Below are 20,931 nucleotides of genomic sequence, written 5' to 3'. Positions count from 1 at the left end.
CATCGGCGCGCTTCGCATCTTTGGATGCCGCAATCAAAAAGGGCGGCTGAGGAGAATAACAGACTATGCGTCTTAAACTTGTCACGGCAACGAGCTTGCTTGCTCTTTGCCTTTTCACTTCGGCCGACGGCGCGGAGATCAACCAGGACGGCGCCAATGCCGTCAAGGAGACTCTGACGAAGCTGCTTCCGGAGGAACTGGCGAAGAGCGGTCTTATTACCGTCAATCCGGCGGGTACGCGCTATGAGATCATTTACGATCTGGCGAAGCTGCTTGTCAAAGCCGATCCGGCGACCTTCACGATCAACGGGCTGACCCCGTTCTCGATGTTCGCCACGCCACTCGACAGCGGGCTCTGGAACGTCGAAGGCGACAACAAATTCAACGTCTCCGGCCATTTCAAAGGCGCGGATCAGAAGCCGACGGATTTCGCCTATTCCATCGCTTCGCTTGTTTATACCGGCGTCTTCGACCCGGCGATCAGCTATCTGCGCTCGGGCACCTTCGCAGCCAAGGACATCAAGATCTCCAGCAAGTCCGAAACCGAGGAGGTCCATGCCACCATTGCCAGCATGGACCAGAAGCTGAGTTCGACGGACAGCGCAGGCGGCAACGGACGTGTCGATTTTGTCGGCAGCGGCTCGATGTCTGATTTCGTCGAGCAGGTTTCCGGCCTGCAAATGCCGCCCGTTGAAATCCGTTCCGGCTCGATCAATGTCGAGGCCAAGGTGAACGGCCTGCCGGCAAAGCAGATTCGCGAGATGGTCTTCTTCGTGCTCGAGCATCTCGAAGAGAAAGAATTGAGTCCGGAAAACAGCGACAAAATAAAGGGAATAGTGAAGGAGGCCTTCCCGCTTCTTACCTCGTTCAGCGAGACGATCGGGGTCAACAATCTCACTATCAGCAGCGAGATGGGCAAGGGCGGCGCCAAGGCATTCGGCTATAACCTCGCCATCGACGGGCCGAGTGACGCCATGCGTTTCGGCTTCGGCATGAACGCGCAGGAGATCAGCCTCGACACGCCGCTAATGCCGGCAAACTATTCGGCCTTCATGCCGACCAACCTCGATTTCCAGCTTGCTCTTCCGAATCTGAATTTCGCCAGCTTGGGCGACGCCCTCATGGCGCTGGATTTCAACGATAAGGCGCCGGAGACGAGCGGTGAGGAGATGGCGAAGAAGCTCTTCCGCGATGGTCGGCTCACCGTCGAGTTTCCGAAGATCAGCGCCAAGTCGGAGGTCTACGACATCGACATGACGGGCAAGATCGAAGGACGGGTCGACACCGAGAAGGACTATTCGATGGAAGCGACCATCTTTGCCCGCGATCTCGACAAGACGATTGCCGCGGTTCAGGAACTGGCCAAGACGGATCCCGACCTCAACCAGGTCTCCTTCGGTATCATGATGGTGAAGGGCTTTGCCAAGACTGATGCGGACGGTCGTTCGCGCTGGGACATCAGCGTCAGCCGCGATGGTTCCGTGGCGGTCAATGGCCAGCAGATCAAGGGACCGGATGGTCCGGATCAGGCTCCGGGGCTGGAGACAGACCAGGAGCAGGAGCCGGATCAGGGTCAGGATGCGCTGCCTGCACCGCCGCAGCAGCCTTAAGCGCTAGCAATCGGGATCAGAAATGAAGAGGCCGGCCTTGTGCCGCCCTTTTGCGTCAACGATCGGCGAGGCGCTGAGCCTTCGCCGTCGGGGAACGCAGCTTCGTGACAAGCAATGGCCGGGAATTCATGCGGCTCGGAGAGCATGCCCGGCAATGGCTGTTTCATCTGATGGAGAAATTGAAAGAGCCGGACGAATGCCGGCTCTTCTTAGTCGAAGAGGCTGGAGACAGACTCTTCCTGGGCCGTTCGGCTGATGGCTTCACCGATCAGCGGCGCCGTCGTCACGATGCGGATATTGTGCGCCGAAAGCACGGCCGTGGTCGGCTGGATCGAATCCGTAATGACGAGTTCGCGCAGCTTCGAGGAGGTGACGCGGGTGACCGCGCCGCCGGAGAGCACGCCGTGGGTGATATAGGCGGTGACGCTGGCTGCGCCTTGGGCCAGCATCGCGTCGGCGGCGTTGCAGAGCGTGCCGCCGGAATCGACGATGTCGTCGATCAGCAGGCAATCCTTGCCGGTGATGTCGCCGATGATGTTCATCACTTCGGATTCACCCGGCCGATCGCGACGTTTGTCGACGATGGCCAGAAGACAGTCCAGCCGCTTGGCAAGCGCGCGGGCGCGAACGACGCCGCCGACATCCGGCGAGACGACCATGACGTTGCTGAGGTCGTAATGGCTCTTGATGTCGCGCGTCAGCACGGGCAGGGCGAAGAGGTTGTCAGTGGGGATATCGAAGAAGCCCTGAATCTGCCCCGCATGGAGATCGAGTGTCATGACGCGGTCGGCGCCGGCTTCGGTAATGAGGTTTGCGACCAGCTTGGCGGAGATCGGTGTGCGGCCTGAGGCGCGACGGTCCTGACGCGCATAGCCGAAATAGGGAAGCACCGCGGTGATGCGACGGGCTGAAGAACGACGCATCGCGTCGATCATGATCAGCAGTTCCATCAAGTGGTCGTTGGCAGGAAAGGCGGTTGGCTGGACGAGGAATACGTCCTCGCCGCGCACATTTTCCTGGATTTCCACGAAGATTTCCTGATCGGCAAACCTTCGAACACTGGCTCTCCCCAAGGGAACGTTGAGATAGGTGCAGATCGCTTCGGCGAGTTGCCGGTTCGAATTGCCTGCGAAAACCTTCATTTTGGTCCGCCTGTTATGCGCTGATAGCCGCGCTTTTTAGCCAGCTTCCCCGTGAATGCAAGGGCAAAGGCGCCACAGGCTTTGATATTTGCAAAAAGTTTGTGACTAACCGCCCCGCGTCTGCCGCCAGGAGGAGAATTCCGCGATGGTTTTCGAGCCGATCTGCTGCATCACCGAGGCCGGAACGCCGGCCCAGGGGTCGGCCGCCGCCGTCGGCACGCTTTCCTGCCCCTGGATGCGATGCAGGCGGCCGCCGCCGCTGTCGAGAATATCCCAGACATAGACGACAGTGACCTTACCGTCGTCGCTGAACGCGGAGAGATAACCTTTGAGGATGTAATCGCTGCTCGCATCGGTCGAACTCTTGATGGAAAGGCCGTGGGCGCGCGCCTCGGCGCCGAGCTGGCGCGAGAGCGGGGTCACCGCCTGCACCGGCGCGCCGATGATCGGCAGGAAACGCACGGTGTTGCCGCGAGCGGAAGAAGAACTGGGGGTGCGGGCAGCGGTCTGCTCCGACTGTTGCGCTTCGGCGGGCTGAGCTGATTGCGCGTCAAGTCCACCGCCGGAAGCCGGCGGCGGCAGCGATTGTTCCTCAATCGGGGCGGAGGCGGCCGGCGAGGAACTGCTCCTCGACAGGGCGTCGGCCTGTTCCTGCATCGTCGTCGGCGGTGCGCCGGTGCCGGGCCGATAGGCCGGCTGCGACTGATCATAGGCTGGATGGTAGCCTCTCGGCTGGGGGTTTTCGGCGAAGACCCGCTGGCGGGAGCCCGCCAGACGCTCGGCCTCGCTCTGCGTCACCGGGCTCGACGACGCACGTGCGGAGGAATCGCCGATATCGACCTGCGGCGTCAGCGCATCGGTGGTGTTGCAGGCAGTCAGCAGAGCTGTGACGACCAGGAGCGTGGGCACAATCGCAGCTCGCGTCATCCCTTGATCCGTCCTTCCCACAATCGCATCAGCCCCGCCCGAATTTATGCGGGCGGCGGCGGGCGTCTGTCAATTCCGGATTCTCATCGGTCAAAGACCGATGAAATCGAGCGGATGGCGGGATAGCGCCCGCGGCGCATCCGCCGTCGTCAGATAGGTCTGGCCGAGCGTCATCGCCGTGCCCGTGTCGGAATCGGCAATAATCATGTGAACGAAGAGCGACATGTTCGGCTCGATCGGCTGCGGATTGCCGACATGGAACATCTGGTGCTCCATCCAGGAGGGCGAGAAGCGGGCGCCAAGCGAATAGCCGCAGGCATTCAGCCGGTGGCGGGCGAGGCCGCGTTCGTCCATGATCCTGGCATGCATGTCGAAGACGTCGCCGAAGCTGTGGCCGGGCTTCAGCACGGTTTCGATCGCCTCGATGGTTTCGCGGCAGGCATTATAGAGCTCGCGGTGGCGTTGCATCGGCTCGCCGATGACGATCGTGCGCATCATTGCGGCATGATAATGCGCGTAAGCGCCGGCCCATTCGAGCGTCAGCTGGTCGGTGGCGTCGAGCTTGCGGCGGCCGGCCTTGTAGCGGCAAAGCAGGGCATCGGCGCCGGAGCCGATGATGAACTCGTTGGCGGGATAATCGCCGCCGCCGGAAAAGATTGCACCCTGCATGGCGGCGAGAATATCGGCCTCGTCGGCACCGGGCTTCGTCAGCCGGATTGCGGCGTCGAGCGCATCGTCGGCGAGAACGGCAGCGCGCTCGACATAGGCAACCTCAGTCGGGCTTTTGACGAGGCGGAGGCGGCTGACGAGATAGGATGCATCGACGATCTGGCCGAAGGTGGTCAGCTGCGCGTCGAGCAGGCGCGAGATACGGCCGGTCATGCCGTGCGTGTCATATTCGACACCGATGCGGGCGCCGAGCAGATCCATCTCGACCAGCAGGTTCTTCAGGTCGAGCGTCGGATCTGCATTGACCCGGTCGACCCAGATATGGATGTCCTCGAGGATCGAGGTATGTCTGGCCTGACGAAGATCGGCCGAGCGGGTCAGCAGCGCCATGGTGCCGTCGCTCTTGACGACCAGCGTCTGGAAGAAGCAGTAACCGAAGGTGTCGTAGCCGCTCAGCCAGTACATGCTTTCCTGAGCGAAGAGCAGCAGGGCGTCGAGCTTTTCTTCCTTCATCTTCTCGGTGAGGCGCGCAAGCCGGCTTGCGAATTCGGCCTTTTCGAAATGCAGTGCCATTCTGCTCACGTCTCCCTGATTGATATCGCGGAAATCTGGCGGCCGTAGTCCGGCTCCTTGCGATGTGTGGTCCTGCGGTAGGAAAAGAAGCGCTCGCTGTCCGGATAGGTGCAGAGGCCGAGGCTTTCGGCCCGCACGCCGGCTTTCGTCAGCCGGTCGACGGTCAGCGCCGGCAGGTCGAACATTGCGTGGCCGGAGGTTGCGGAAGGCACGAAAAAACGCGCATCTTCCGGGTTCTCGGCGACGAAACGCTCGACGAACTCAGGACCGACCTCATAGCTTGACTGGCTGATCGAGGGGCCGAGGCAGGCGACAATGCGCGCGCGGTCAGCACCCAGCGCTTCCATGGCGGCGATGGTATTTTCGAGCACGCCGGTCAGCGCGCCCTTCCAGCCGGCATGGGCGGCGCCGACGACGCGATTGTCCGGGTCGGCAAACAGGATCGGGCCGCAATCGGCGGCAAGCACGCCAAGCGCGATGCCGGGGGTGCGCGTTACCATCGCATCCGCCTCGGGGCGGGCGCCGTCGTAATCGGCATCGATGGTCACGACATCAGGGGAATGGACCTGATGCACGGTCGCCAGCCGCTCGACCGGCAGGTCGAACCAGGCCGCGACGCGGCGGCGGTTTTCCAGGACCTTGTCGCGTTCGTCATTGGAGCCGAGGCCGACATTGAGGCCGCGATACAGCCCTTCGGAAATGCCGCCGGCGCGGGTGAAATAACCGTGGCGGATAGTGCTACCTGCCGCTGCGTTCAGCAGCGCGCTTTCGATCGGTGCGGGAGAGGCCGCGTCCTGCATCTGTGCTTCCGGGTTTTTTAAGGGGTTTGTTCTTATCCCAAGCGCATCGCACAGGCGGCGCGCTTCAAGTTCTTGTTCGCTGGGATGTTGAACCAGCCGCGTGCGCCCTGTCAATCCACCGGACGAAAGGGCATGAGGTCGACCGCGGGATGCGAGACCGCCATTACCTTGAAGAGTTCGCCCATCCGGCCTTCACCAGCGCCGGCGAGCCGTTCGACCGCCGCCTGGATGACCTGCTGGGTCTGCGGTTCGCGATCTTGACCGAGGGCGGCGGCACGTTCGAGGATGCCGAGGCCGGTCAGAAAATCACCCTGATGCAGAGCGCCGTTCAGATGGACGCCGGCTGCAAGCGCGGTTTCGGCGAGCTGCTGAAAGTCGACATGGCTCGTCAGATCGGCTTCACCGGGGTGGGCGAGCGGCGGATCGAATTCATGCATGCGCACGGCCTGCAGCGTATCGCCAAAGCCGGTGACGAGATGGCCGTAATCGATCGCGAGCGCCGTGCCGCCGAAGGCGCGCAGCCGTTCGCAGATCGCCATCATCACCGCCTGGCGGGCGGGCGAGATCTCGAAGAGCATGCCGAGCGGCAGGTTCTGCACCGGTTCGGGCAGGAGGGCAGGATCGAGGCCGGCGACGCCGGCGGCGAAGGTCAGCTCGCCATCGGCATCGATGCCGATCATGCGCTCGCGAAAACCGGTCGACGTGCGGATAAACTGGCGAATCGGGATGGCGTCGAACAATTCGTTGGCGGCTATCAGCGTGAAGCCTGGCGGTACTTCGTCGAAGCCGTCGTGCCAGGCGATCTTTTCACCGTAAGCCTCGAGCGTCTGGCTCTGGACGTCGCGCAGGCGCTCGCTGGTTTCGACGAGATGCACGGTCATCGCCTCCAGCAGCGGCGGAGCGATGCGGGAGATGACACGCAGCATATCTGCCATCATGGTGCCGCGGCCGGGGCCGATCTCGACGAGGCGGACGCCCGCCGGCGTGCCGTGACGCTGCCAGGCATGGACGATGAAGACGCCGATCATCTCGCCGAAGATCTGGCTGACCTCGGGCGCGGTGACGAAATCACCCGAACGGCCGAAGGGCTCGCGGGTGCGGTAATAGCCGTGTTCGGGATCGGCCAGGCAGAGCGAGAAATAATCGGTGACGCTGATCGGGCCGTTGGCCTGGATGATCGCCTTGATCTTTTCGCCTAGAGCGGTGGTCATGTCGCGCGTCCTGCCGTTTTCAGAGCTGCAGCGCAGCCTGGCGGCGGGCCCTGAGCATCGCCCAGAGGCCGAGCAGGATCATCGGGGAGGAGAGCACCATGCCCATGGTCAGCCAGTTCGTGCCGAGGAGATAACCGAGCTGGGCGTCGGGCTCGCGGAAGAATTCGACGAAGATGCGCGACAGGGCGTAACCGCAGACGAAGACGCCGGTGATGAAGCCGGGGCTTTTCAGCGCGCGCATGCCGTAAACCAGGGCGGCCAGCACCAGCAGAAGAACGATGCCTTCCAGGCCCGCTTCGTAAAGCTGACTCGGATGGCGGGCGAAGGGGCCGCCTGTGGGGAAGACCACGGCCCAAGGCACGTCGGTCAACCGGCCCCAAAGCTCGCCATTGATGAAATTGGCGATGCGGCCGAAGAAGAGGCCGAAGGGAACGACCGTGGCGACGATGTCGAACAGGCTCCAGATCGGAATACCGTTGCGGCGGGCAAAGAGGATCATGGCGATCGTCGTGCCGGTCAGGCCGCCATGGAAGGACATGCCGCCGTTCCAGATCTCGAGCGCACGGACCGGACTGCGCAGGACGGCGGGGAGATCATAGAAGAAGATATAGCCGAGACGACCGCCGAGGACGACGCCAAGGGCCGCCCAGACGATGAAATCGTCGAGCTGCGTCCTTGTCATTGGCGAGGTATTGCCGGGCCAGAGAGTTTCATTGGCGGCGAGGCGGCGCGCATAGGCCCAGCCGAGCAGGATGCCGGCGACATAAGCGAGACCGTACCAATGAATCGCCAGCGGGCCGATCGAAAAGGCGATCGGATCGATGTCTGGAAAAGGCATGATGGCAAGGAGATTGGCTGCTGTCGGCAAGGTTTTCCCACCTGTTTGGTTGCGCGGAACATGCCGCCGCGATCCCGGACGGTCAAGTCCATTGTTCGTGATGGCTCTTTGGCTGCCGGTTCCGGCAGGGGCTATCCCATGCAAAGCGCTTGCATAGAGGGTGGCGAAGCCCTACCTCAATCCTTGAGGCCCCGAAGGGCTGAATTCACCTCATGCGAAGGGAGAAAAACGCCATGACGACCGGAACGAACCGCATCATGGACGAATTCGCCAAGCTGATGACCGATGCGGCCGGTGCCGCGCAGGGCGTCCGCAAGGAGATCGAAACCGCCTTTAACGCCCAGGCCGAGCGTTGGCTGAACAGCATGGATATCGTCAAGCGCGAGGAGTTTGAGGCCGTGCGCGAGATGGCGATCAAGGCGCGCGACGAGAACGAAGCGCTTGCCGCCCGCATCGCGGCGCTCGAGGCGAGGCTGGCCGGCGAGGGGCATTAAAGCGCGTCGCGATCTTCCGGATTCGCTCCTTGCGCTTCAGGTTTTGTTTTCCGCATGCCGCGCAAAACCGCTGAACACTCTTGCGCGATCTGCTTTCAAGTCCCGATATGACACAGATGCGGCGTTGCCTTCATGCCACACGCCGCATCCGTCACAAAAAATTCAGGTGAGTTTTCCACCTGTGGACACTGCCAAAAAAGCCAATTCGCAGAGTCGCTTATTCTCCCTTCTGAATTGAATTTCGAAGAGCCTTTCCACAGTGGCCCGGCCTATTTTCCCCTCAGGGGGCTGGCAGGGGGCAAGGGGCATTATAGACTGATTTTAAATGATGATTCGAAGCGACTTGGTAAGCTCCGGGCAGGTTATCTGCGTTAAGTCTGGCAGCGGTTCAACGATCATCCGAGTGGTGGTTCCGGTATTTGCGTGTGTCTTTTCTTGTGTTCGTACACCAAGTTAGTCGCATTCGTTCCGGTCAAGAAGGTGCTGCATGAACCTGATGGAATTGGAATTCGAGCGTCAGTCGAACCCGGTCGATATGATCGAGTACGTTGCCTCCAACAACGACTGGTCGTTCGAACGCTCCGGCGAGGACGAGATCGCGATGACGGTCGAGGGGCGCTGGACGGACTACCACGTCTCCTTCTCCTGGATGGAGGAATTCGAGGCGCTGCACCTTGGCTGCGCCTTCGATATCAAAGTTCCCGACATCAGGGTCAACGAGGTGGTCAAGCTGCTCTCGGCGATCAACGGGCAGGTGCTGATGGGGCATTTCGATCTCTGGCGCCAGGAAGATGTCGTCATCTTCCGCCAATCGCTGCTGCTCGCCGGCGGTGCGGAGCCTACCAACCGCCAGGTGGAAGTGCTGCTTTCCAGCGCGCTCGATACCTGCGAAGCTTATTTCCAGGCATTCCAGTTCGTCGTCTGGTCCGGCATGGAAGCGACAAAGGCGATGGAAGCCGTGTTGTTTGAAACCGTCGGCGAGGCATAAGATGCCCGCGAACACTTTCTCCTCGACAAATCCCGTCGTCCTCATTGGCGCCGGCAACATGGGCGGGGCAATGCTTTCCGGCTGGCTGAAAAGCGGCGTTCCGGGCTCGGCTGTCATTGTCGTCGATCCCGGCCCGTCGCCGGCGATGCTGGCGACGATCAGTGAGGCCGGCGCGACGCATTTGGTCGCGATTCCCGCGGATTTGAAGGCAAGCGTGCTGTTTCTCGCGGTCAAGCCGCAGGTGATGGAGACCGTGCTGCCGGCGGTGAAAAGTGCCGTCGGGGCGGAAACGGTCGTCGTCTCGGTGGCTGCCGGCAAGACGCTCGGTTTTCTCGAGAAGCATCTGGGCAAAGCCGCCATGGTGCGGGCTATGCCGAATACGCCGGCCATGGTCGGGCGCGGCGTCACCGGCGCCTTTGCGAATGCTGGGGTCAACAGTCAGCAGCGCGAGCGTGTGCATTCCCTTCTCAGCGTCTCGGGTCCGGTCGAATGGGTGCCTGCAGAGGCCGATATCGATGCGGTGACGGCGCTTTCGGGCAGCGGTCCTGCCTATGTGTTCTATCTCGTCGAATGTATGGCGGAGGCAGGCCGTAAACTCGGCCTGCAGGCGGACCTCGCCATGCGTCTTGCGCGGGAAACAGTCGCGGGGGCTGGTGAACTCTTGCACCAGTCCCCCGACGACGCTTCGCGACTGCGGCAGAATGTGACCTCTCCCGGCGGCACGACGGCGGCCGCACTCGCCGTACTGATGGCCGAAAACGGCATGCAGCCTCTGTTCGACGCGGCACTCGCGGCGGCGCGCAAGCGGGCCGAGGAACTGGCCGGCTGACGGAGACGATATGGCCGAAGAGATCACCTATGGCGATTTCGAGCGCGTCGACATCCGCGTCGGCACGATCGTCGAGGTCAGTGCCTTTCCGGAAGCGCGCAAGCCGGCATTCAAGCTGGTGATCGATTTCGGCCCCGACATCGGCATAAAAAAATCCTCAGCGCAGATCACCGTGCATTATACGCCGGAAAGCTTGGTCGGCCGGCAGGTGCTCGGCGTCGTCAATTTCCCGCCGCGACAGATCGGGCCGTTCCGCTCGGAAGTGCTGACACTGGGATTCGAGGACGAGAACGGCGCGATCGTGCTTGCGGCCGTCGGGCAGCCGGTGCCGAACGGCCGGAAGATGATGTGAGCCTCAGCTCACATCGTTTTATCAGGCGTTTGGCCTGATGGGCCCGCGCCGGATGCTCCACCGGCCCTGATTTCCTGCAGAAATGGATTGCTGCGCCGCTCGTCGCCGATGCGGCTGCCGGGGCCGTGGCCGCAGATGAAGCCGACGTCGTCGCCGAGCGGCAATACCTTGTCGCGGATCGAATCGAGAAGCTGCTGATGATTGCCGCCCGGCAGGTCGGTGCGGCCGATCGAGCCGTTGAAAAGCACGTCGCCGAGATGGGCGAAATTCTGCGCGCGGTTGAAATAGATCACGTGGCCGGGGGCATGACCCGGCGCATGATAGACCTCGAATTCGTGGGCGCCGAAAGAGATCCTGTCGCCATCCTCCAGCCAGCGGTCGGGCATGATGTTGCGCAATCCCGATATCCCATAGTTTGCGGCCTGGGATTCGATCCGCTGCAGCAGCGGCAGGTCGTCCTGATGCGGGCCGACCACGTCGATGCCGAGGGCATCCTTCAGTTCGCTGGCGCCACCGGCATGATCGAGATGGCCATGCGTCAGCCAAATTTCCTTGATGGTCAGGCCGTTTTGCGCGATCGCCTGGAGGATGAGCGGCACATCTCCGCCGGGATCGACGACGACACCTTCCTTGGTCTCGGGATCGAAGAAGATCGTGCAGTTCTGCTGGAAGGGTGTCACCGGAATGATGCCGGCCTGGAGTATGCCCATAAGTGCCTCGCTTGGTGTCTCGGATGCTCCGGGTATAGTCCGAAACGGCGGGAAGGGCAGCTTGAATTTTCCGCGGCTGCGGTGTGTTTCACGCCAAAATGACGGGCTGCAACAAGAGTTTATGCGTCTCTCCCTCCTTGAGATGGAGCCGAAAAATCCAGCTTTACCAAGCTTTTTCAATTGTTTGTATGAAGTCGTTCGCGAGCGGCGTTTCCTCGTGACAAGCGCAAGGGAACATCGTGGAACGCCATGCGTTGTCCGGCCATCGAAACCAAGGAGACGCTCACATGACCTTGAAAAGAAATATTCTGCTGGCTGGAGCCGTGCTCCTGGCGAGCGGTGGTCTTGCGCAGGCGGAGATGGTGGCGACGACTGTCAATGATCTCAACGTCCGCGCCGGCCCCGGCCCGCAATATCCGGCAGTCGGTCTTGCCACGCGTGGCTCGACTGCAGTGCTTGACGGCTGCATCGAAGGCAGCCGCTGGTGCCGTGTCGATGTCAACGGCATGCGCGGCTGGGTCTATGCCGATTATCTGCAAGTTGACCGCGGCGGCAGCCCGGTCATCGTCGAACAGCATCGCGCCGAGATCGGCGTTCCGGTCGTGACCTACGAGTCGACCGCCAGTGTCGTTCCCGTTGACCCGCAGCCGGCCCCGGGCGACGAGTTGCTCGGCCCGGTCGGGGCTGTCGAGACCATCACCCCGCCGGAGACGGTCAGCACCTATATCGAGACCAATCCCGGGCAGACGGTGCAGCTCGGCGGCGATGTCGTCGTCGGCGCAGAAGTGCCCGCCGATGTTACCTTCCAGTCGATCCCGGATTACGAGTACCGCTATACCAGGATCAACGACCGGCCGGTGCTGGTCGATCCGGGTACCCGCCGGATCGTCTACGTTTATCAGTGATGTAACCGGTAGAAACACAATGAGGCGGCCGGCCGGCCGCCTCATTTCCAGCCCTTCTGCTTTCTCCATGCCTCCCGTATGGGTTGATTTTTTCTTAACGCTTTCCTCCTGAATATGATAAAATGCTAATATGCCGAAGCTTCGGCATATAACGGCGATCGGGGAGATCGCCAGGAGGAAAGTCATGGAAGCGCTACTTCCGCTCGTCATACAATTGATATCAGGTGCTATCGGCGGCAACGCCGCGAGTGCTGCCTTGAAACAGCATGCGATCAATGTCGTCGCCCGTACGATCGCAGGCGCGATCGGCGGTGTCGCCGGCGGCATGCTGCTTGGCATGGTCGGTGGGGAAGCGGCTATGACCGGCCTGATCGCCGACGGCATCGGCGGCCTGATCGGCGGCGGCATTCTCTCGACGCTCGCCGGACTGGTCATGGCACGGGCGCATCGGTAAAAGGCCCGGCTATCCGGACCGATAGTCTTATCCGGCGGTGATCGCCGCCGGAGAGACGTCCTTCATGTAGTCGTTCATCAATCCGGGGTCGGCGCCTCTATGACGCCGTCTCTGACGACGAAGACGTTAGCTTTGTCGCTTCAGCGATCTTGCCACGATAATCGAGCATCCCGGTATCCGCATAGCCGATGCTTCGGCGGCCTGCTGAACCTCCTCAGCTGCTTCAAGCGCCATGCCTGTTGATTGTTATCCCCATTACGTTTTATCCACAGACGCAAGAGAAATTGTTTTATTGCGTCGGAAGTTCCGGGCGAGCCTTGGTTTCCGAAGACATCCAGGGAAATGAGAGGTCGGGCGGTTTCCCGTAAAGTTCGGCAAAGCAGTTTCCCGCAATGTGTGGGATGAGAAAGGAAATGCCGCGTGTCACGACAGACCGGCCCGAAAACAGGCAAGCCAGAGCCGCTGGCCACGCCGATGGAAGATACCGACATCATCGATTTCGAGATCATCGAGCTGTTCTTCTTCGCCTATCGCGACTTCGTTTCCGATCCCGACGCCATCCTCGAAACCAGCGGTTTCGGGCGGGCGCATCACCGCGTCGTGCATTTCGTCAATCGCAACCCCGGCATGACGGTGGCCGATCTTCTCGATACGCTGAAGATCACCAAGCAGAGCCTTGCAAGGGTGCTGAAACAGTTGATCGATTCAGGCTATATTCGCCAGGTGGCAGGGCCTGAGGACCGGCGGCAGCGCAAGCTTTATCCAACGAAATCGGGACGAGAGCTGGCGCTTGCCCTTGCCGAGCCGCAATCGCGCCGCATTGAGCGGGCATTCGAAGGGGCTTCTGCGGAGGTGCGGGAGGGCGTAAAAGCTTTCCTCAGAGGGATGCGGGACAGACAGAAGGCGGATTGAATGGCGGTCAAGACAGGTATTTCCGACGATGCGGCGCACCTGCTGGTGGTCGACGACGACTCGCGCATCCGCGCGCTGCTCAATCGTTATCTCGCCGAGAACGGTTTCCGCGTTACCGTCGCCGCCGACGGCGCCGAGGCGCAGCGCAAGCTCGCGGGTCTCGATTTCGATCTGATCATCATGGATGTGATGATGCCCGGCGAATCCGGCATCGACGTCACCCGCGGGCTTCGCGCCATCAAGAACGTACCGATCATCATGCTGACGGCGCTGGCGGAGTCCGGCAACCGCATCGAAGGCCTCGAGGCCGGCGCCGACGACTATCTTTCCAAGCCCTTCGACCCGCGCGAACTGGTGCTGCGCATCAACAACATCCTGCGGCGCAATGCCGGCGGGGAAGGACCGAAGATCGAACAGGTCATGTTCGGCCCCTACACCTTCTCGCTGACCCGCAAGGAGTTGAAGAAAGCCAGCGAGGTCATCCGGCTCACTGACCGTGAGCAGGAGATCATGCTGCTCTTTGCGAGGCGCGCCGGCGACACGATCCCCCGCCATGAACTGATCGGCAACGACACCGAGGTGGGCGAGCGGACGATCGACGTGCAGATCAACCGGCTGCGGCGTAAGATCGAGGATGACCCGGCCAATCCCGTCTGGCTGCAGACCGTGCGCGGGATCGGGTACAGGCTGAGCATCGACTAGATCTGAGGATAGAGGCCAGGACCGGCGCTGATGGTGACGATCGAAAGCTTGCGGCGGGAAGACCGCAGTTCTGCGCCGGGCTGGCGCTGGATCTTCCGCTGGCTGCGTCGGCGGCTGCCGACCGGGCTTTACGCGCGCTCGCTGCTGATCATCATCATTCCGATGGTGCTGCTGCAATCCGTCGTCGCCGCGGTCTTCATGGAGCGCCACTGGCAGATGGTGACGGAGCGGCTGTCGCTTGCCGTCACCCGTGACATTGCCGCGATCATCGAGATCATCGAGACCTACCCGCAGAATTCCGACTATAACGAGATCATCCGCATCGCCCGCGATCAGCTCAGCCTGCAGATCTCGATCGAGCCGGACGGCGACCTGCCGCCGCCGCGCGTCAAGCCGTTCTTCTCGATCCTCGACGGCATTCTCAGCGACGAGATCACCGACGAGATCCACCGGCCTTTCTGGATCGACACGGTCGGCAACTCGAACCTCGTCGAGATCCGCATCAAGCTCGACAACAAGATCCTCAGGGTGCTGACCAAGCGCAGCCAGACCTATGCCTCGAACACACATATCTTCATCGTCTGGATGGTTGGCACCTCGCTGGTGCTGATCGGCATCTCGATCCTCTTCCTGCGCGGGCAGATCCGGCCGATCCTGACCTTGGCGCGAGCGGCCGAAAGCTTCGGCAAGGGGCAGAAACCCGATAATTTCTATCCGCGCGGCGCCGACGAGGTCAGGCGCGCCGGCCTTGCCTTCATCCTGATGCGCGAGCGGATCGAGCGGCAGATCGAGCAGCGCACTGCGATGCTGTCCGGCGTCAGCCATGATCTGCGCACCATCCTCACCCGCTTCAAGCTGCAGTTGGCGCTTGCCGGCGACAATCCCGACCTGCATGGCCTCAACGACGACGTCAACGATATGCAGACCATGCTGGAGGCCTATATGGCCTTCGCGCGCGGCGAGGTCGAAGAGGATGTCGGCGAGCTGAAACTCAGCGAAATCTTCGGCAAGCTGGAAGCCGATTTCGCTCTGCACGGAAAACGCTTCAACTACTCGATCGAAGGCGACGACGATATATCGGTCAGGCCGAACGCCTTCATGCGTCTCGTCACCAACCTCGCCTCGAATGCCCGCCGTTATGCCGATAGGCTTGATATCGAGGCCAAGCACAATGCCAAATGGCTGACTGTCATCTTTGACGATGACGGGCCGGGCATTCCCGAAAAGAACCGCGAAGACGTGTTCAAGCCGTTCTTCCGGCTGGATACGGCGCGCAATCTCGATGCCTCGGGCACCGGCCTTGGCCTTGCGATCGCCCGCGACATTGCACGCAGCCATGGCGGCAACGTCACCCTCGGCGACAGCCCGCTCGGCGGACTGAGGGCAACGATCCGCATCCCGGCCTAAACCCCGATCGCTGTCAGTTTTACGGCTTTACGCGCATCAAAATCGCTGAGGCGCTCGACGATCCAGCGCCAAAGCGTTGCGACCTGCATGAGGAGGTCGCGTCCAAGCGGCGTCAACTCATATTCAACACGCGGCGGCACTTGCGGATAGAGCGTGCGGATGATGAGGCCGTCTCTTTCGAGGGTGCGGAGCGTTTGCGTCAGCACTTTCTGGCTGATGCCCTCGACCCGTTCCAAAAGACGCGAGAAGCGCAAGGGGGCGCCGGCGTCTGAGAGCACATGCAGGATGCGCAGCGGCCATTTCGCCGCCGCCCGCTCGATCAGTTCGCGGGCGCGCGCATCCTGTTCGTCGGTCATGGAGCAGCAGAAATCGAACATGTCGCTGGTCAAGTCAGTTACCTCAAGGTGTGTATAGATCGTCCGGGTACCTTCTTTCGATCGGATACAATAGACCATACATGATCCGGGAACCAAAAAAGGAAGGGTTTCCGATGTCCAGGGTCTGGTTGATTACTGGAAGTTCGCGCGGTCTCGGCCGGGCGCTGGCGGAGGCGGTTTTGGCCTCCGGCGACAATCTGGTGGCGACAGCGCGCGATCCCGCCCGGCTTGCCGATCTCTCCGACCGGTATAGCGGCCAGGTGCTGACGATCGCGCTTGATGTGACCGACGAGACAGCGGCAGCGGCGGCGGTCGAGGCTAGCGTGAAGAGGTTCGGGCGCATCGACGTGCTTGTCAATAATGCCGGCTACGGCAATGTTTCCTCGATCGAAGATACTAGTCTCGCCGACTTCCGGGCCCAGATCGAGACCAACTTGTTCGGCACGATTATCATGACCAAGGCGGTGATCGCCCTGATGCGTAGACAGGGGGCGGGGCACATCATCCAGTTCTCATCCGTCGGTGGGCGGATCGGGCCTGCCGGGCGCGGGGCCTATTCGGCGGCGAAATTCGCTGTCGAGGGCTTTTCTGAAGTGTTGGCGAAGGAGGTCGCGTCCTTCGGGATCAAGGTAACGGTGATCGAGCCCGGCGGCTTCAGGACCGATTTCGCCGGCGCCTCGACGGTGCTTGCCGAAGGGCGGGCGGAGTATGCGGAGACGGTCGGCGCCACGGTTCGTTTCCAGCGTGAGTATGATGGTCGCCAGCCCGGCGATCCCTCGAAAGCGGCTGCGGTTATCATCCACATTGCCGGTCTCGATGCGCCACCGTTCCGGCTGCTGCTCGGCAGCGATGCTGTGCGCAACGTCGAGAAAGCGGACGCCGCGCGGATCGAGGCCGATCGCGAATGGCGCGCCGTCAGCGTCTCGACCGATTTCGACCCGGATGCCGAGGTGGGGCCGATGCCCTGGGAAAAGAAGGTTGGCTGAACAGGGCCAAAAACAAAAGCGCCGCTGAAAAGCGGCGCTTCGTATCAGGAATAGAGGAGCAATCAACCGGCGGTGCAGAAGTGGCTGCGGCCGTCATTGCCGATATAGGTGCCGCTGCGCGGATCGAAGGAGCGGTAGCGATACGAGCAATAGCGCTGCCATTGCGGCGACCAGGGCTCGACTGCCGCGCGGACCGGCGCATAGTATCGCGGCTGCTCGACATATTCCGGCTGCTCGACGTAGACGCGGCGCGGGGCGCGATAAACAGGAGCGGGCTCGTAGTAATCCGGCTCGTAGGCTGGGTCGATGTAGCGGCGTTCTTCGTAAGCAGGACCGTTATTGGCGTTGGCAATGGCAGAACCGACGATCAGGCCGGTCGCAAGGCCGACGGCGCCGCCGACCCATGCATCATTGCCGCCGTGGTGGTTGTTATGACGCCAATGGCGATCGCCGGCCGATGCCTCGCCGATGGCAGAAAGCGTGAGTGCGGCAGCAGTTGCCGTCAGCAGAAGAGTCTTGGCGAGCCTGTTCATAAGCATAAAGTCCTAATCCCGGAAACCGAACGCCGGTTCCTTCTCGATGGTCATAGTACTAAGGACTTACAGCTGAACGAAGGCTGAACGACAAAACCCGGCATTGCTGCCGGGCTTCAACTCGAATTCGACAGCCTTGTTAAGCGTTCAGCCCGAAATCTGCAGATTGACGGCCTTCGGGCCTTTGCCACGGCGATCCGGCTCCGTGTCGAAGCTTACCTTCTGGTTTTCCGTCAGACCGGCCAGCCCGGAGGCTTGAACGGCAGAAATGTGAACGAAGATATCGGCGCCGCCGCGGTCCGGCTTGATGAAGCCGAAGCCTTTGTCGGTATTGAAGAATTTTACAGTCCCAGTCTCTGCCATGCGTCAGGTCCTTTTCTCTCTGCCCGCCATCCACACGGGCAGCATCATAGCATTGCCTCCTTGCAGGAGGGGTTGGCAGGCAATTCTTGAAATGTGAGAAAAAGGGTCCCCTCTACCTCGGCCTGCTCCAGACAGGACTTTCGCCCGCCATTTTCGGAACCGGCTGACCGGGATATTAGCGTTCCCGGCGCGCAAATACTTAAGGACTTCCCATGCTCGCAAAATGCCCGAACGCGCCGAGATTGCTGCGATTAAAGGATTTTGGCAAGCAAAAGTTTTTATTGTCTCGTGTGCGGCAGACGCCTGCGAATATCCAATTTGCGCAAAAACGCAAAATTTTCTTCGAAGATAGGGAATGATTAACGTTTTATATCGTCTGCAATATAAGTTCCGAGCAGATTTTCCCAAAAATGCAACGTGAACGCGTCTTTGCGCATCCGATAAAATTTTTTCCGATGCGTGGCTCACCCATATTTGGACGCGTGTTCAAGCGGCGGGCAGGCGCCGCCGGGCGAGCTCGGGCACGAGTTCGACCACAAGCATAGCGATAAACATGAGCGCGCAACCTGCATAACCGGTTGCCGGCATCGTCTCGCCGAGCAGGAGGGCCGCGAGCGAAGAGCCGAACAATGCCTCGGAAGAGAGGAAAATCGCGGCCTGCGACGGCGTGGTGTAGCGCTGGGCGATCACCTGCAGCACGAAAGCGAGGCCGGAGGAGAAGATGCCGACATAGAGGATCTCAGGCGCCGCGGCCCATATTGCCGATAGGCTGATCGGTTCAAAGGCTGCGGCAATCGTGAGCGCGCAGACCGCGGTGACGGCGAATTGCGTGGCCGAGAGTGCGAGCGGCCTTCCGGTCGCAGAAACGGCTGTGCCGGCAAGGGTGATCTGGATTGCCCAGAAGACGGCGCAGGCGACCGTCAGAAGATCGCCTGATGTGAGGGCCGAGAGCTGACCGCCGGAGAGGAGATAGATGCCGGCGACGGCCATCAGCGCACCCGGCCAGATGATCCAATGTGGGGCACGCCGGAGGAAGAACACGGCGATGAGCGGCACGAAGACGACATAGAGGCCGGTGATGAAGCTGGAATTCGTCACCGTCGTCGTCTGCAACCCGACCTGCTGCGTGGCTGCGCCGCTGAAAAGAGCAAGGCCGGTGAGGATATAGAGTTTCGCATGGCGGGCGCTTGTCCTTGCCTTGGCTTTGCGCGCTTCAAAAACGACGAAGGGCAGCACGGCCAATGTGGCGACGGCAAAACGCAGGGCGATGAACCAGAAGGGCCCGATCGCTTTCATCGCCGTCGACTGGGCAACGAAGCCGCCGCCCCAAATGGCGGCTGCAAGCAATAGAAAGAGGTTCGCCTGAGCGCGAGTCATGTCGATCCTCGATCGGGAAGGGGGAGATGTGGCCAAGCGGTTAGCAGTTGCGTTTGCTCGAGGCAAGGGTGATGACTTCACACCTGACGACGGAGGTGATGCATGCGACGCGAAGAAGGCCGGCTGGCCGGCAAAATGGTGGCGCCCGGGACGGCAGGCTATTCAGGCACGCCGCTTGCCAGGAAGCTCGGCCTTGTGCGCGGACAGACGGCTGCGCTTCTCGGCGTTCCCGAAACGGTTGGTGACATCCATGGCTTCGACGGGTTTGCCTCGGTCGCCTTTGCGCTTCCAGAAACGCCTCGGCGGGCGTTCGACTATGTGCATCTGTTTGTGACTGTACGAGAGGTGCTGGACGCCGTCGCGCCTACGATCTTCGGTGTTCTCAAGCCGGACGGCATGCTGTGGATCTCCTGGCCGAAGAGGAGTTCGCGGGTGCCGACCGATGTCACCGAGGGTGTGCTGCGAGAGATTCTCCTTCCGACAGGTCTTGTCGACGTCAAGGTCTGTGCCATCGATGAGATCTGGTCCGGACTGAAATTCGTCATCCGCAAGGAGTTGCGCGGCGCGTTGTGACCTCAGCCGTTGCTGGCCTCGGCGCGCGAGACTCTGAGCAGCGATCCGTTATCTTCGTCTGTCACCATCAGTAGCGCGCCGTCGGGGGCGACGATCACATCGCGGATGCGGCCGTATTCGCCCTCGAACAGTCGCTCTTCGGCGACGAAGGCGCCGCTCTCGTCACACTGCATGCGCGAGAGCAGCTGGAACTTCAGCGCTGCGACGAGGAAATTGCCGTCCCACTCCGGAAACATGGAGCCGCGATAAACGGCGAGCGCACCAGGGGCGATCGACGGATCCCAGTAATGCAACGGCTGTTCAAGCCCCTTCTTGGCGGTGCCTTCGCCGATCTCGGCGCCTGAATAATCGCGGCCGTAGGTGATGATCGGCCAGCCGTAATTCTTGCCGGCCTCGGGCTGGTTGATCTCGTCGCCGCCGCGCGCGCCGTGTTCGACGGTGTAGAGCTTGCCGTCCTTTGTATCGAAGGTGATGCCCTGCGGGTTGCGGTGGCCCTTCGACCAGATTTCCGGCAGCGCCTTGCCGCCATCCTTAAAAGGGTTGTCGGCTGGGATGCTGCCATCGGCATTGATGTGGATGATCGAGCCGGCGTCGTCCCGCCAGTCCTGCGAGCGGTCGCGGTCGCCACGGTCACCGACGCTGATGAACAGGCTGCCATCGGGGGCAATTGCGATGCGCGAACCATATTGGATGTTGCCCGAGGTGAAACGCCGCATGGTGAAAACAGGCGTGACGGCGTCCAGTCTCTTCTCGTCGGCGGACAGCGTGGCGCTGAAGGCTTCGGTGCCGGAGCCCTGCCCATTGGCGATGGCGGCGGTGAAATAGAGCTTTCGAGATGTCGCAAAGTCCGGAGCGAGCGCCACATCCATCAGGCCGCCCTGGCCACGGGCGCTGACCTTGGGCACGCCGCCGATCGGGGCGGAGACCTTGCCGTCGCGGACGATCCGCATGCGGCCCGGCCGCTCGGTGACGAGATAGGCGCCATCGGGCAACACCTCGACCGCCCAGGGGTGTTCGAGGCCATCGGCGAGTTTTTCGATGAGGACCGCGGGACCCTGCGTGCTGACGGTATCGGCCGCACCGGCGGGTATCGCGCCAAACAGGACCAGCGCTGCGGCGAAATGGAAGTTGGCCATTCTCTTCATTTGCTTCCCCGTCGTCTCTCCATCCCGAACGTGGAGCGGGCAGGGGATAGCTTC

General features: G+C 61.5%; 24 protein-coding genes. 12 read left to right on the top strand and 12 right to left on the bottom strand.

The window, feature by feature from the left end; all coding sequences use genetic code 11:
* The first annotated feature begins 65 nt into the window (after positions 1-65).
* Positions 66-1,610 carry a hypothetical protein gene (locus tag RLEG4DRAFT_RS25620; RefSeq protein ID WP_003581152.1) on the top strand — a complete coding sequence of 515 codons (1,545 nt, stop codon included), beginning with the start codon at positions 66-68 and terminating at the stop codon, positions 1,608-1,610.
* Positions 1,611-1,819: 209 nt separating this feature from the next.
* Here RLEG4DRAFT_RS25620 and RLEG4DRAFT_RS25615 read toward each other — a convergent pair whose 3' ends face one another.
* From RLEG4DRAFT_RS25615 to lgt, 6 genes are all read right to left on the bottom strand, one after another.
* Entirely contained in the window at positions 1,820-2,752 is a 933-nt protein-coding gene (locus RLEG4DRAFT_RS25615) for a ribose-phosphate pyrophosphokinase (RefSeq protein WP_003581151.1), read from the bottom strand.
* Positions 2,753-2,857: 105 nt separating this feature from the next.
* Complete coding sequence (locus RLEG4DRAFT_RS25610) at positions 2,858-3,679, bottom strand: hypothetical protein (RefSeq protein ID WP_003581150.1); 822 nt, start codon at positions 3,677-3,679, stop codon at positions 2,858-2,860.
* A gap of 90 nt (positions 3,680-3,769) precedes the next feature.
* Complete coding sequence (locus RLEG4DRAFT_RS25605; protein WP_003581149.1) at positions 3,770-4,921, bottom strand: M24 family metallopeptidase; 1,152 nt, start codon at positions 4,919-4,921, stop codon at positions 3,770-3,772.
* A 5-nt stretch (positions 4,922-4,926) separates the two neighbouring features.
* On the bottom strand, positions 4,927-5,721 hold the full coding sequence (gene pgeF, locus RLEG4DRAFT_RS25600; protein WP_003581147.1) for a peptidoglycan editing factor PgeF: 795 nt from the start codon (positions 5,719-5,721) through the stop codon (positions 4,927-4,929).
* A gap of 110 nt (positions 5,722-5,831) precedes the next feature.
* Complete coding sequence (locus RLEG4DRAFT_RS25595) at positions 5,832-6,932, bottom strand: class I SAM-dependent methyltransferase (RefSeq protein ID WP_003581146.1); 1,101 nt, start codon at positions 6,930-6,932, stop codon at positions 5,832-5,834.
* A gap of 19 nt (positions 6,933-6,951) precedes the next feature.
* The gene (gene lgt, locus RLEG4DRAFT_RS25590) at positions 6,952-7,800 is read right to left on the bottom strand and encodes a prolipoprotein diacylglyceryl transferase (RefSeq protein ID WP_003581144.1); all 849 of its coding nucleotides are present in this window, start codon (positions 7,798-7,800) and stop codon (positions 6,952-6,954) included.
* Positions 7,801-8,003: 203 nt separating this feature from the next.
* On the opposite strand from lgt, the gene RLEG4DRAFT_RS25585 reads away from it, so the two are divergent.
* The 4 genes from RLEG4DRAFT_RS25585 (at position 8,004) to RLEG4DRAFT_RS25570 (ending at position 10,433) form a co-directional block, all read left to right on the top strand.
* Positions 8,004-8,264, top strand: coding sequence for an accessory factor UbiK family protein (locus RLEG4DRAFT_RS25585; protein WP_003581142.1), 261 nt, complete (start codon positions 8,004-8,006; stop codon positions 8,262-8,264).
* Positions 8,265-8,751: 487 nt separating this feature from the next.
* On the top strand, positions 8,752-9,252 hold the full coding sequence (locus tag RLEG4DRAFT_RS25580; RefSeq protein WP_003581141.1) for a YbjN domain-containing protein: 501 nt from the start codon (positions 8,752-8,754) through the stop codon (positions 9,250-9,252).
* 1 nt (position 9,253) lies between these two features.
* Positions 9,254-10,081 (top strand): pyrroline-5-carboxylate reductase, encoded by an 828-nt coding sequence (gene proC / locus RLEG4DRAFT_RS25575; RefSeq protein ID WP_003581140.1) that lies wholly within the window; start codon positions 9,254-9,256, stop codon positions 10,079-10,081.
* Positions 10,082-10,091: 10 nt separating this feature from the next.
* Positions 10,092-10,433, top strand: a complete 342-nt coding sequence (locus RLEG4DRAFT_RS25570; protein ID WP_003581139.1) for a tRNA-binding protein — start codon at positions 10,092-10,094, stop codon at positions 10,431-10,433.
* A gap of 8 nt (positions 10,434-10,441) precedes the next feature.
* Here the strand turns inward: RLEG4DRAFT_RS25570 and RLEG4DRAFT_RS25565 are convergent, their stop codons facing one another.
* Positions 10,442-11,143 carry an MBL fold metallo-hydrolase gene (locus RLEG4DRAFT_RS25565; RefSeq protein WP_003581137.1) on the bottom strand — a complete coding sequence of 234 codons (702 nt, stop codon included), beginning with the start codon at positions 11,141-11,143 and terminating at the stop codon, positions 10,442-10,444.
* A 287-nt stretch (positions 11,144-11,430) separates the two neighbouring features.
* Between RLEG4DRAFT_RS25565 and RLEG4DRAFT_RS25560 the strand changes: the two genes are divergently transcribed.
* From RLEG4DRAFT_RS25560 to RLEG4DRAFT_RS25540, 5 genes are all read left to right on the top strand, one after another.
* A complete protein-coding gene (locus tag RLEG4DRAFT_RS25560) occupies positions 11,431-12,048 on the top strand; it encodes a DUF1236 domain-containing protein (protein WP_003581135.1) in 618 nt (205 codons plus the stop codon).
* Between the two features lie 184 nt (positions 12,049-12,232).
* A complete protein-coding gene (locus RLEG4DRAFT_RS25555; protein ID WP_003581133.1) occupies positions 12,233-12,502 on the top strand; it encodes a hypothetical protein in 270 nt (89 codons plus the stop codon).
* Between the two features lie 420 nt (positions 12,503-12,922).
* Positions 12,923-13,414: a MarR family winged helix-turn-helix transcriptional regulator gene (locus RLEG4DRAFT_RS25550; protein WP_003581131.1), complete on the top strand. Its 492-nt coding sequence runs from the start codon at positions 12,923-12,925 to the stop codon at positions 13,412-13,414.
* Complete coding sequence (locus RLEG4DRAFT_RS25545) at positions 13,415-14,116, top strand: response regulator (RefSeq protein ID WP_003581129.1); 702 nt, start codon at positions 13,415-13,417, stop codon at positions 14,114-14,116.
* Between the two features lie 30 nt (positions 14,117-14,146).
* Positions 14,147-15,523 (top strand): ATP-binding protein, encoded by a 1,377-nt coding sequence (locus tag RLEG4DRAFT_RS25540; RefSeq protein WP_003581127.1) that lies wholly within the window; start codon positions 14,147-14,149, stop codon positions 15,521-15,523.
* On the opposite strand, the gene RLEG4DRAFT_RS25535 is transcribed toward RLEG4DRAFT_RS25540, so the two are convergent.
* The gene (locus RLEG4DRAFT_RS25535; RefSeq protein WP_003581125.1) at positions 15,520-15,978 is read right to left on the bottom strand and encodes a winged helix-turn-helix transcriptional regulator; all 459 of its coding nucleotides are present in this window, start codon (positions 15,976-15,978) and stop codon (positions 15,520-15,522) included. The two genes, RLEG4DRAFT_RS25540 and RLEG4DRAFT_RS25535, sit on opposite strands and share 4 nt — an antisense overlap.
* A gap of 35 nt (positions 15,979-16,013) precedes the next feature.
* Between RLEG4DRAFT_RS25535 and RLEG4DRAFT_RS25530 the strand changes: the two genes are divergently transcribed.
* Positions 16,014-16,886, top strand: a complete 873-nt coding sequence (locus RLEG4DRAFT_RS25530) for an oxidoreductase (RefSeq protein ID WP_003581124.1) — start codon at positions 16,014-16,016, stop codon at positions 16,884-16,886.
* 62 nt (positions 16,887-16,948) lie between these two features.
* Here the strand turns inward: RLEG4DRAFT_RS25530 and RLEG4DRAFT_RS25525 are convergent, their stop codons facing one another.
* The 3 genes from RLEG4DRAFT_RS25525 to RLEG4DRAFT_RS25515 all read right to left on the bottom strand — a co-directional run bounded on the left by RLEG4DRAFT_RS25525 (position 16,949) and on the right by RLEG4DRAFT_RS25515 (position 19,159).
* The gene (locus RLEG4DRAFT_RS25525; RefSeq protein WP_171898238.1) at positions 16,949-17,425 is read right to left on the bottom strand and encodes a BA14K family protein; all 477 of its coding nucleotides are present in this window, start codon (positions 17,423-17,425) and stop codon (positions 16,949-16,951) included.
* A 141-nt stretch (positions 17,426-17,566) separates the two neighbouring features.
* Positions 17,567-17,782 (bottom strand): cold-shock protein, encoded by a 216-nt coding sequence (locus tag RLEG4DRAFT_RS25520; protein ID WP_003581120.1) that lies wholly within the window; start codon positions 17,780-17,782, stop codon positions 17,567-17,569.
* Positions 17,783-18,268: 486 nt separating this feature from the next.
* Positions 18,269-19,159, bottom strand: coding sequence for a DMT family transporter (locus RLEG4DRAFT_RS25515; RefSeq protein WP_003581118.1), 891 nt, complete (start codon positions 19,157-19,159; stop codon positions 18,269-18,271).
* Positions 19,160-19,261: 102 nt separating this feature from the next.
* Here RLEG4DRAFT_RS25515 and RLEG4DRAFT_RS25510 point away from each other — a divergent pair, with 102 nt between their 5' ends.
* Positions 19,262-19,732 carry a hypothetical protein gene (locus RLEG4DRAFT_RS25510; protein ID WP_003581116.1) on the top strand — a complete coding sequence of 157 codons (471 nt, stop codon included), beginning with the start codon at positions 19,262-19,264 and terminating at the stop codon, positions 19,730-19,732.
* Between the two features lie 2 nt (positions 19,733-19,734).
* Here RLEG4DRAFT_RS25510 and RLEG4DRAFT_RS25505 read toward each other — a convergent pair whose 3' ends face one another.
* Complete coding sequence (locus RLEG4DRAFT_RS25505; protein ID WP_003581114.1) at positions 19,735-20,877, bottom strand: PQQ-dependent sugar dehydrogenase; 1,143 nt, start codon at positions 20,875-20,877, stop codon at positions 19,735-19,737.
* Positions 20,878-20,931: the final 54 nt, after the last annotated feature.

The organism is Rhizobium leguminosarum bv. trifolii WSM2297, assembly GCF_000271845.1.
Note: the sequence above shows the minus strand (reverse complement) of the source record. Positions and strands in the feature narration are given on the sequence as shown.